We start from the raw sequence: 11969 nt of genomic DNA on the forward strand, positions 1-11969 counted from the left end.
GATTCCTCCTTATGATTGCTACTACTATCTTACAACCTTTTGTCTCGTTACACAAGTCATAAACGAATAAATGTTCCCACATTTTCATAACTAAAACACTTGACAATTGCAATAAGTTCAGAAGAAAAGCATTTTTTCTAGGTATTTTATGCTTAGAAAAAATGCTTTTCGACCTTTTTAAAATTAGTTTTGTAAATAGGCGTGCAATAACTCGAATCCCTTTTTCACAGCACGATTGCGTATTGTCTGACGATCACCATGAAAGCGAAATGACTTTGTTTCACAGTTCTCTTGACTGGCTATGGTTATATAGATCGTCCCAGCAGGATGACCTTCTAATGAATCCGGCCCTGCAACACCGGTAAAACTAATACCGATATTAGCCGTGAAAGCTTTACACGCCCCATTTGCCATCGCCTCGGCGCATTCTTTACTTACTGTACCAAAGCGGTCAATAAGCTCTTCACTGATCAATAATACCGATTGCTTGGCCTCTGGCTGATAGACTACGGCAGAGCCTTTAAACACTGCTGAAGCGCCTGGCTGGTTAACTACTGCTGCACCAAATGCTCCTCCTGTTAAACTCTCCGCACTAGCAAGCGTCCATTGTTTCTGAAGTAATTCTTGATATACCTTATGTTCAATGCTTTCCTCATCATAACCATAGAGAAACTGTCCTACTTTATCTGCTATCAGCGCCTCTGTCTCATCTATCATTACTTCCGCATCTTCTGGCTTATTTGCTTTTGCAGTCAACCGCAAGGCTACTTCACCTTCTGAAGCAAGCGGGGCAATCGTTGGGTTCGTTTGATTGGAAATAATATCTTGTAATTCATGTTCCAACTGTGATTCACCTATACCAATAAACCGAAGCATACGGGAGCGAATAATCGTTGTTAAATCGAAGTGTTCTGCCAGGTATGGAAGAACGCCATCCGCCATAATTGCCTCCATTTCACGGGGGACGCCGGGCATAAATATCCAAAGTGTATTCCGATATTCAATTATCATACCTGGAGCAATCCCAACAGAATTGTTGATAACTTGCGCTCCTTTAAATATATGTGCCTGTTTGCGGTTATTCGGTGTCATATTGCCCCTGTTAGCAAAAAAGGCAGTCATTTTACCCATGGTGGACGAATCCTCGACAATCTCTAAACCGGAAATGTGCTGAAAAGCCTCTCTAGTTAGGTCATCTTCCGTTGGACCAAGACCGCCAGTGATTAAAACAATATCTGATCGTTTTTCTGCTTGCTCAAATACCTGGGAAAGCCGACTGAAATTATCACCAACAACACTGTGATAGTACACAGAAATCCCTTTATTGGCTAATTGCTGCGATATCCAGGCAGCATTTGTATTCACAATCTGTCCTAATAATAATTCCGTACCAACAGATACTAACTCTGCTTTTATTTCTGACATTATTTAGACTCTCCCATCACATGCCAATTTTTGACGAAATACTCTACCCCAGAAACAACGGTCATGATCATCGCTGCATATAATAGGATCAGATCAACCGGAATCCCACTGCTGGCAAAAGGAACGTTATGTAACAGTAAGACAAGAATGGCGACAATTTGTAAGACCGTTTTAAATTTACCAAGCTGACCTGCAGCAAGTACTACCCCTTCCCCAGCAGCAACCAAGCGTAAGCCAGTCACGGCAAATTCACGACTGATAATAATAATCACAATCCATGCCGGAGCCATATCAATGGCTATCAGTAAGATAAACGCCGCTGAAACTAATAGTTTATCTGCCATCGGGTCCAAAAACTTACCCAGATTGGTTACTAATTGGTACTTTCTTGCATAGTATCCATCTAACCAATCGGTTGCAGATGCTATCGCAAAAATGATTAAGGCAACCAAATGCGTGATAGGAATATCCTGTCCCTGCACATGCCATACTCCCCAATCGAAAGGATAAGAAAGCAGCAGGATAAAAATAGGAATAAGCATAATGCGGGATATCGTGATGCGATTAGGTATGTTCATTGTTTAATTGTCACTCCTTGATTGAGACAAGACAAGTTCCCCTTACTAACAGACTTGCCTCGCCGTGTTTTGGCCTAGAACTCATATTCCGGCAAACAACGAGCTGACCCATTTAGCCAGCTCGTTTATTCTTGCGTCCATTCTACTTGCGCCTCTTGAATCGAAGATGGTTGAATCTCTTCGGATAACTCCAGTTCTTCACCATTGATAGATATCGTAATATCCTGTGGCTCACCAAAGCGAAGATACAATTCATCCAGTTCAGAAATATCTACTTTCAATGGGCTTTCATCAGAGGTGAAAGTACTCTCATAAAGGCTTTCACCGCTTGCTCCATTCTCAACCTGAAGCCAGTTTCGATTCGTTGTTTCAATCATTAATTCGATGGTTTCCTCATTGGTGGTCAACTGATAATTGGATGTACCATTTTCATAACTATCTAAAGTCACCTCTGTAGCAGGCTCTTCTTCTTCTTCAGGCGTTTCTTCTTCTTGATTCTCGTCTTGATCCTCTGTTGTATCTTGGTCTTGTCCTGCCCCATTGTTCCCTTCTTCTTGTGGGGGCTGTGTCGTAACAGATTCACCAGCTGAATTTTCTTCTTCTGTTGGAGCTGGATCTGTATCACCATCCGTGAAAACACCTTGCCTAAATAACCAGACAAGTAAAACTATACCAATTATCAATAAAACCACAATAACCGTCGGCATAAATGAAAAAACTCTCGACGTCTTTCCAGAACTGACACTCTTACTGCTGCTCATGCGTGATAAGGGGATAGTCTCCTCTTGCTGTTCGAAAGGAAGATCGCTTTTGTACTCTTCCATTAATTCATCGGGATCCAATCCAAGTACAGTCGCATATTCTTTAATAAAGGCTCTGACGTAAAAGGAGCCTGGCATTACATTAAATTTCTCTTGTTCAATGGCATCTAAATACCTTACCTGTATTTTCGTTGACTTTTGTACGTCTTCAAGGGACATTTTCTTTTGTTCTCGCTCTTGTTTTAGTCTCTCTCCTATTGCCATAAAAAAAACACCATCCATCAGTCTGTATTCTATTAAACCAAACACTATATAAGACGTATATACTTACCAATTCGTTTCATCTATTATCTTATCTTAATATCTATTCTATCATATCTTAAATTATTTCGATTGAAAAGTGAAAAACCAATGATTTTTGACAAGAATAGTAAAAGCCCTATCACATAACGCCAAAAGGAGTGATAGGGCCGCGTTTTTTCAATACTATTCCCATTTAAAAAAAGATCTACCTGTTTATTTGTTGCCTTGCTCTTGCACAAGCTTTACCATAATATTGGCAATGGCATGTTGTTCTTTCTCGTCGGCTGCGTTCCATAGATCATGTAAGATTTGTTCTTGCTCATTTTGTGCTTGAACTTCCGTCGACAAATAATTTCCTATGTCAAAGGCAAATTCAGAAATGGCTTTATTGCTCATACCATTACCTTGAGCTTCTTGGAGACGATCACCTAAAAAGTCTTTCCATGATTCAAAATTGTTCCTAACAGACATGTACAACCCTCCTCGTATCATCATGCATACTTAGTTTTAGTTTTTTTCTAAAAAATATGCATCAACCATACGAAACCGTTGTTTTAATGCCAGCCACCATCCACTCTGATTTGTTCACCTTGAATATAACGGGTTGATTCCTGACAAAGAAAGCCGACCGCTCCTGCCACATCTTGAGGCAGGCCGGTTCGCTGTAATGGTATCTCTTCCTGTAATGTTTGCTTATCCTTTTCAGTAAGATGATGATTCATCTTGGTATTAATCAAGCCTGGACAAACGCCATTCACGTATATCTGGCTTGGCCCTAACTCTTTGGCTAATGCTTTGACAAAGCTGTTTTGTGCCCCCTTCACACTCGAATAAGCTACTTCACAACTTGCCCCGATCTCTCCCCAAATAGACGAAATCAGCACAATACGGCCATGCTTCGCTTGAATCATGGAGGGAATCAGTTGTTGAGCGATTTTCCATGGCGCCTTCACGTGCAATTGTAACATCTGATCCATTTGTGCATCCGACATATCTTGAAATAAACCAACATATGACTGTCCACTAGTATGAATATAGTGGGAAATGTTTTCTGGGCATTCCTGCACAAAAGTATCAAGACCTACTGGAGTAGACAAATCTGCCTGGATGATTCCCAGCACTTGTTCCGCTGTAAGTTGCTGCTTTAGCTTTTCGATAGCGGCATGATTCTGATGATAATGCAGCCATAGTTGGTGTCCTTCACTTGCTAATTGTAAGGCAATTTCCTTACCGATATCCCCACTTGCACCTGTAATAAGTGTCGTTTTTTTTATGCTGATTTTTACTCGTCTCCTTTAACCATACAAACAGATAACCGATCTTCTGATATCCAGTTCTTGATAAAGTCCGTGATCTCTTGATAGGTTAAATTCTCTAGCCATTCGATGCTGTCAAAGAAATCGATGTTCAATAACTGATAGTGTGTATATTGATTGGCAATAAACTCCAAAGAATTCATCGCTCGTAAAAGCTGCCCTACTTTTTTTCTTTTAATACGCTCAAAATGCGATTCCGTTAAAGAATCGGGTGAGATGGATAACAGTTCATGCTTGATCTGTTCAGCTAATTTTTCTGGTTCTTTAGAATTACCGCCAATGACACTGAAACCAAAGTCACGTTCAAAATTGTTTTCACAACTAAAGGATTGATCAATTAATCCCGATTCATATAGGCGTTCATAGGCAGAACCACTTCGAGAGAATAAATGATCCAAGACAATATCTGCCATCCATTCCTTTTTCATAAATTGCTTAGGATCTGTTGGGAGGTCCACTTCCTTAATACCTACCAATGCCTTTGGAACAGATACTGGCATAGAAATCGTAAGCTCTTTATCTGCTACTTGACTTGGTTCATCCGGGAAATGCCTTTCAATCTCCGTTGGTTCCGCAAATTCTTTGGCTGCTTGATTATCCCTAATCATGGACATCATCTCGTCTGGATCAACATTACCGGCGATACATAATACCATATTACTTGGATGATAAAAGGTATGGTAACACGTATATAAATCCTCTTTTGTAATATCTTGAATGGAATCAACGGTACCCGCAATATCAATTTGAACAGGATGGTCATGATACAAGCTTTTAATGGTTCCAAAGAAAGCACGCCAATCCGGCTGATCATCATACATCCTGATTTCTTGTGCAATAATTCCTTTTTCTTTCTCTACAGAAGCCTCTGAAAAGTATGGATCTTGGACAAAATCGACTAATGTTTTGACATTTTCTTTAATTTTTGACGTGGCAGAAAACAAGTATGCTGTTTTAGTGAACGAGGTAAAAGCATTAGCCGATGCCCCAGCCTTCGAAAAATCCTGAAATACATCTCTGTCTTCTTTTTCAAATAGTTTATGTTCTAAAAAGTGAGCAATACCATCAGGTACGGTTTGCGCCTCCTGTTCACCTAATGGTACAAAGCGCTGATCGATGGAACCATAGTTGGTCGTAAAGATGGCAAACGTCTTCGCCATTTCGTGCTTTGGTAAAATAAATACACGCAGACCGTTGGGAAGTGTTTCTGAGTAAATGTGTTCATCTATCTGTTGATAATGTTTATGCTTCATTCGATTCCGCCTCCTTACTAGTGAGTAAATAGATCGTATCCAATTGTACTTTATTGGCTACTTCTATCACTTGTTCCTTGGTTACACGCTTTACGTTTTCCAGCAGTTGTTCAGGGGAAAGCGCAGATTTAGCTAGCACACGTTGATAATGTAATTCAATCATCCCTTGTGGGTTATCTAAGGTTTCACGCAGTTGATTTACAGTCATTTCTTTTGTTTCTGCCAAATTATTATCAGTAAACTCTCCTTGGCGCATTTGTTCCATTTGTTCTAAAATAATCGACTTAGCTTTCTCATACTGCTCGGGAGCAATTCCACTAAACACAAACATAAGCCCCTTGTGACTCTCTATTCTAGAAGCTGCATAATAGGCAAGGCTGTGTTTTTCTCGTACATTCAAGAATAGTTTGGAGCTAGGAAAACCACCAAATAAACCATTAAAAACATGTAAAGCAGGATAATCACCATCTTGATAGGTAATATTAGTACGGTAGCCAAAGTGGAGCTTTGCCTGGTTAATATCATCATGTTCTACAATGGTTTGTTGCTGCCCTGCGTCCTTGAACTGATTATCCGCAATAGTAGCTGGCTTGCGAGTTCTTACTAATGGGGCAACTTTATCTTCCACCGCCAATTCTTCAATATCGCCTACAACGAAGACATCTAAATGATCGCTTGTTAACATTTCTTGAAAATAGTCAAACAGTACTTTAGGTGTAATCGCTGCTAGATCTTCTTGATAACCATGGACACGCAAATGATACGCTTCATCTTGGCACATCTCTTCAATCATTCTTGTATTAGCGAAACTCATTTTATCTTCTGTTAGAGCTTCTATTTTACTGAGAAGGGTTTGTTTCTCACGATCGACAATCTTGCTGTCAAAACCATCTGCTTCCGTTTTTGGTTGATACAATACTTCTTGGAGAAATTCGATACCTTTATCTAATAAATTCGCTTCGCCAGAAATATACTGTTCATTTGCTAATTCCAAACGAACGGTAAGAATATGGTGCTCCCCCTTTTTACTTGTATCAATGGATAAAACGGTGCCATATAATTCGTCCAATCGTTGACGGAGTTTCATTGCGGTAGGAAACTGGTTCGTTCCCTGCTGCAGTACATAGGGCAGTAATGCTCGCTTTGTCACATTTTCTCGTGTTAACTTCGTTGTGAATTTCAGTGACAAATGAATCGTCTTAAATTTTTTCGTATGTAACAGATGTAAATCAAACCCGTTTTTTGGTATTACTTTTTCTAATGTATCCACAATCACTTGTCTCCTTTTAATGAATTATTTTGTGTCTTCGTTTATTCTATCAAATAATGCGAGAAATTATGCTCTTTACGATTTTTATCGTCCCCTGTATTGTAAATTAAATTCGGTGGAACGTAAACAAAGAAGAACCGAACTAAATTGTCCGGTTCTTTATTACAACCTGAAACTGAATACGGAATGCCGATAAGGTGGATTAAGTTAAGTAGCACCTTTTTCTATGTAGTGAGCATGATTGTCTTTTCTGTGCAAGGCGAGCGCTACGGGAATATGCTGCGCTAGATTGGAGTACAACAATGGCTATCACTGCAAGGCTGAAGCGTTGTTATACACACATAATGACAACTTGGATGTTTTACATAATCTCGTCTAATCGTCACCCCAGGCCAAATCCTATTACCGTGGATTCTATTCTTTTCTATCATATAAAAAAAGGGCGGCCGTTAAAGCAAGCCCCCCTCTTATTTATGTGAATCTTTTTCTCAGTACATAAAAACTAAAAACGTCTGCCCTAAAAAAGTTAGCAGAATATAATACCGGTTCATGATCTTTCGTATAATGCATCTGTTTCAATAATAATAGTGCTTGGTCCGGCTCACAATGAAGCATTGGAGAAATGCGTTCGTGATAACCAATTGGCTCAATATGTGCCACTGCATAGTCAATATCCTTATGTGCGAAAGTTTGTAACGCTTGAAAAATAGAGGACTGACTGTGAACAATGTTTAATGGCAACAATCGATGATCCACCCGGTCGATACAATAAACAACTGGCTCTCCATCTGCTGTACGGATCCTTTCAACCTGAGCGAATTGTTCAATATTTAACGGGTCAAAGCGCTTTTGATCCTGATCTGTCGGCTTTGTCAACTCTGCAGATATATATTGAACACCAGGCCTTTTCCCCGCTTGCTTAATCATATCCGTCACACTGGCCAACTGTTCAATACCGGAGGATAAGATTGGTTTGGCATGTACAAAAACCCCTACACCTGGTCTTCTGATTAGTACCTGTTCCTCTTCCAAAATATGAATCGCTTCACGCATCTCTTGCCTCGATATATTAAAAAGTTTTGCCAGCTCATATTCTGTCGGTATTTTTTGCTTTTCTTGATAAAAACCATCTTCAATAAGCCGTTTGATATGCTTGGCTGCGTCCATGGTTGTATGCTTTTCCAAATCAGATAACATAGCGATTATCACCCAACCTATAACCAATGTCGTTGCTTCACTATCATTTAATATATCACTTTTTCGACAATTAATAAAGATGATTTTTCGTTTTTCGACATTTCCTTATTGTGGTGGATGACTTGGCACATCTTCTGATGGTTGACTTTGTAGGACTGTTCTTGGTTTAGACCCCTCGTATGGACCAACAATCCCTCGATCTTCCATCGCATCAATCAAACGCGCAGCCCTAGTATATCCAACTCTAAATCGTCTTTGCAACATAGATACACTAGCACTTTGCATCTCCAGTACCAATTGGACGGCCTCCTCATATAAATCATCATCCACCTCTTGTGTTACTTCTGTTTCTTCTTCTGGTATCATCTCTTCTTGATATTGTGCCTTTTGCTGTTCAATACAATGATCTACTACTTGTTCGACCTCATTATCTGATAAAAAGGCACCTTGAATACGCACAGGTTTCGACAAACCGACTGGAATAAATAACATATCCCCACGACCTAATAGCTTCTCTGCTCCACCCGCGTCCAAAATCGTCCGTGAATCGGTTTGTGAGGATACACTAAAGGCTATTCGTGATGGAATATTGGCTTTAATCACACCAGTTAATACATCGACAGACGGACGCTGTGTCGCAATAACCAAGTGGATGCCGGCTGCCCGAGCCATCTGTGCCAATCTGGTAATAGCATCTTCCACTTCACTGGAGGCTACCATCATTAGATCTGCCAGTTCGTCTACAATTACTACAATATAAGGAAGTTGCGGTTGTGGTTCCTCTTGATCTTCATTATATCGATGAACATACTCATTGTACCCTTCAATATTTCGTGTCCCTGTCTCGGAAAAAAGATCATATCTTCTTTCCATTTCTGACACTACTTTCTTTAATGCCCTTGATGCCTTTTGTGGATTGGTGACCACAGGGGACAACAAGTGAGGCACGCCATTGTATACATTCAATTCCACTTTTTTAGGATCAATCATCATCATTTTTACCTCGTGTGGTTTGGCACGCATGAGAATACTTGTAATAATACCGTTAATACATACACTTTTCCCACTCCCGGTCGCACCAGCCACTAACAGGTGAGGCATTTTATTTAATTCTGCCATAACTGGCTCTCCCGAAATATCCTTTCCTAATGCAAAGGCAAGCTTATTCGTTACTTGATTTTTCCTAGACTCTAAAACCTCGCGCAGCGTAACCATTGCCGTTTCTTCATTTGGCACTTCAATCCCAACCGCCGATTTACCTGGAATAGGAGCCTCTATTCGAATATCCTTAGCCGCCAATGCTAATGCAAGATCATCGTGTAGATTTACAATTTTACTTACTTTTACACCAGCTTCCGGATAAACCTCATATTTGGTAACGGAAGGACCAACTTGCACCTTGGTTACACGTGCTTTTACACCAAAACTTTGGAAGGTCGTTTCCAATTTACGCACAATCCGTTGAATGTGAGACTTTTCCTGCTGCTTTCCTGCGTTTTTAGGTAGTGTCAGCATAGTCATCAACGGTAATTGATAATCTTGATTTTCAAACTCAGAAGTTGGAAACTGCACAGGTTCATTACTTGTATCACTTGATGCGGGTTCCTCTTGTTTCGTCTCCACTGGTTCAGGTTTTGGTTCCGAAGCGTTGGGTTCTACCACTTCTACCTCTTCATTCGCATAAGCAATAGCAGGTAATTCGGTTTCTTCTTCTTGTTTTTGCTCAATAACTGGCTCTTCTTCTTTAGAAGCTTGTTTTGCTTGTTTTTTTTCTTTTCGTTCCGTTCGTTTAGCTGCCATTTTTTGTTTCCAATCGGATAAATTGCCACTCAGATCATTAAAGGCAGCCGTAAATAAATCACTGATTGATAAATTACAAAATATGACTACTCCAATAATCATCATAAATACAGCAAGAATCTTCGCCCCTACATCGGAAAAAAGGAAGAAGGTGATGCCGAATAACGCGGCACCAATCATTCCTCCACCTAAAAAATTCGAGGTGCGTTCTGCTTCCATATATTCTCTAAAAAAAGTGAACGTTTGTGAGATAATCGGTTGATAATCCGTTGTATTCGTAAAGATTTCCTCAAAGGTTAAAATATGGGTCATCAAAACAAAACCTGTAATAACTGTAAATGTACCTATCCATTTTCTAGTATACAGATTCGGCCATTTTCGTTTAATGATTAAAGTCAATCCTATTACAAACAAGATAACCGAAGCTACGAAATACCAGGAACCTAAGAAAAAGCGAAAGGTGTCCTCCATTAAAGCAGGGATAGCACCATCACTAATTAAGGTTGCTCCACTGCTCAAAATTGCTAAAAATATAAATAAAAAGCCGAGTAATTCTATTTTTATTGTCTTTTTTAACGGCTGTTTCTTTCTTCTTTTTTTGCTTTTTGCCATGTAAGCCACTCCCCAAATTGATAATTGCTATATGGAACGCTAGGAAGTACCCTTGCATCATGACGTGCAAGGGTACTTATGAAGAGAAAATATTGATTTATCTATCTATAATATACGTTGGATGGATCGTTTTTTTCTCTGTACACGATGCATTTCATGTTCGATTATCATTATAACACATATTTTGTTATAGAACGAATATTCTATTAGTAATTGCCTCTAAATTCAACGAAAGAAATGGTGATTTTTCCTATGTTAGTAATGTATTTGGGAAGGCATCATACACTGCTAATTACTTGGATGATGCAAAAGACTCCTCTTTCCTTTTCTCAGTATGTTGGATTGCTTTTGCAAATAGGTTTCGCAAAGCTTAAAGGTTTTGAGTGCAGGAAGTAGCGGAAGAGTAGTAGAATATAGGAAAAGGTATGCTTTCTCGATTCAGCAAAAAAAACGCAGCGGGTTGCTGCGTTTTTTTACTGCTCGCCTTGCTAAGCATCATCGGTGGAAAGTCTTATTTGATGATGGTGCCTGGGGTTAATGATTCGATAAGGTAGTCGTTTGGGTTGGTTGATAGCAATTGGACAATGCGGATATCTCCGTTGGCAAGTTTTTGCACACAACAATCCCTGCCTTGGAAACGCATCAACTGAAAGTCTTCATATGCATGCTTGGTATCATCAATCTCTTCATAACTTAGTGGCGTATATAACATTATTGAATCAACTCCTGTGTATCTTGTCGTTGTTGCATCAATTCATTAAGTTTCGCCATGGCACCACTAATTCCACCTACTTCATTAATCATTCCATACTTCACTGCGTCTTCTCCTACCACATTCGTGCCAATATCTCTTGTTAAATTCCCTTTTTCAAACATTAATTCCTTCAATTTATCCTCTTTGATATTCGAGTGAGTAATCACAAATTGAATCACTCGATCCTGCATCTTATCAATATATTCAAATGTTTGAGGCACTCCAATGACTAAGCCAGTTAAACGAATCGGATGAATCGTCATGGTGGCAGATGGAGTGATAAATGAATAATCCGCAGCTGTAGCAATCGGAATTCCGATCGAATGCCCACCGCCTAATACGACAGAAACGGTTGGTTTTGATAAAGATGCAATCATTTCTGATAAAGCAAGACCTGCTTCTACATCTCCTCCTACGGTATTTAAAATCACCATTAGTCCTTCAATCTTTGGATTTTGTTCGATAGCCACCAGCTGAGGGATTAAATGTTCATATTTTGTTGTTTTATTTTGTGGTGGTAATTGCACATGCCCCTCTACCTGTCCGATGATCGAAAGTACATGGATATTCGAATCTGGCGCTGCCGGAACGGTTGATTGACCTAACTGCTGAATTTTTTCAACAAGCGATGATGATGATGTATCTTTGTCCTTTGTTTCTGGTTGTTGCTCATTCATTCCTATTCCCTCTCTTCCTGCAT

At 39.7% G+C, this 11969-nt stretch carries 11 protein-coding genes; all 11 read right to left on the reverse strand.

Annotated elements, in window-relative coordinates:
* Positions 1 to 183: 183 nt before the first annotated feature.
* The 11 genes from E0E32_RS13790 to E0E32_RS13840 all read right to left on the reverse strand — a co-directional run bounded on the left by E0E32_RS13790 (position 184) and on the right by E0E32_RS13840 (position 11946).
* On the reverse strand, positions 184 to 1425 hold the full coding sequence (locus tag E0E32_RS13790; protein WP_066193676.1) for a competence/damage-inducible protein A: 1242 nt from the start codon (positions 1423 to 1425) through the stop codon (positions 184 to 186).
* Complete coding sequence (gene pgsA, locus E0E32_RS13795) at positions 1425 to 2003, reverse strand: CDP-diacylglycerol--glycerol-3-phosphate 3-phosphatidyltransferase (protein ID WP_066193679.1); 579 nt, start codon at positions 2001 to 2003, stop codon at positions 1425 to 1427. The genes E0E32_RS13790 and pgsA overlap by 1 nt, the downstream gene beginning before the upstream one ends.
* 125 nt (positions 2004 to 2128) lie before the next feature.
* Positions 2129 to 3028 (reverse strand): helix-turn-helix domain-containing protein, encoded by a 900-nt coding sequence (locus E0E32_RS13800; RefSeq protein WP_066193681.1) that lies wholly within the window; start codon positions 3026 to 3028, stop codon positions 2129 to 2131.
* Between the two features lie 252 nt (positions 3029 to 3280).
* Positions 3281 to 3538 carry a DUF3243 domain-containing protein gene (locus tag E0E32_RS13805; protein ID WP_066193684.1) on the reverse strand — a complete coding sequence of 86 codons (258 nt, stop codon included), beginning with the start codon at positions 3536 to 3538 and terminating at the stop codon, positions 3281 to 3283.
* An 83-nt stretch (positions 3539 to 3621) separates the two neighbouring features.
* Entirely contained in the window at positions 3622 to 4347 is a 726-nt protein-coding gene (gene ymfI / locus E0E32_RS13810; protein ID WP_350308631.1) for an elongation factor P 5-aminopentanone reductase, read from the reverse strand.
* A 2-nt stretch (positions 4348 to 4349) separates the two neighbouring features.
* On the reverse strand, positions 4350 to 5636 hold the full coding sequence (yfmH, locus tag E0E32_RS13815) for an EF-P 5-aminopentanol modification-associated protein YfmH (RefSeq protein WP_066193696.1): 1287 nt from the start codon (positions 5634 to 5636) through the stop codon (positions 4350 to 4352).
* Positions 5626 to 6909: an EF-P 5-aminopentanol modification-associated protein YfmF gene (gene yfmF / locus E0E32_RS13820; protein ID WP_130860210.1), complete on the reverse strand. Its 1284-nt coding sequence runs from the start codon at positions 6907 to 6909 to the stop codon at positions 5626 to 5628. Before yfmF ends, yfmH begins: the two co-directional genes overlap by 11 nt.
* A gap of 468 nt (positions 6910 to 7377) precedes the next feature.
* The gene (locus E0E32_RS13825; protein ID WP_078060138.1) at positions 7378 to 8103 is read right to left on the reverse strand and encodes a GntR family transcriptional regulator; all 726 of its coding nucleotides are present in this window, start codon (positions 8101 to 8103) and stop codon (positions 7378 to 7380) included.
* A gap of 105 nt (positions 8104 to 8208) precedes the next feature.
* Complete coding sequence (locus E0E32_RS13830) at positions 8209 to 10515, reverse strand: DNA translocase FtsK (RefSeq protein ID WP_130859992.1); 2307 nt, start codon at positions 10513 to 10515, stop codon at positions 8209 to 8211.
* A gap of 511 nt (positions 10516 to 11026) precedes the next feature.
* The gene (locus E0E32_RS13835) at positions 11027 to 11227 is read right to left on the reverse strand and encodes a YlzJ-like family protein (protein ID WP_235817544.1); all 201 of its coding nucleotides are present in this window, start codon (positions 11225 to 11227) and stop codon (positions 11027 to 11029) included.
* Positions 11227 to 11946, reverse strand: coding sequence for a ClpP family protease (locus E0E32_RS13840; protein ID WP_130859993.1), 720 nt, complete (start codon positions 11944 to 11946; stop codon positions 11227 to 11229). The genes E0E32_RS13835 and E0E32_RS13840 overlap by 1 nt, the downstream gene beginning before the upstream one ends.
* Positions 11947 to 11969: the final 23 nt, after the last annotated feature.

This window comes from Gracilibacillus phocaeensis (genome assembly GCF_900626275.1).
GTDB lineage: Bacteria > Bacillota > Bacilli > Bacillales > Amphibacillaceae > Gracilibacillus > Gracilibacillus timonensis.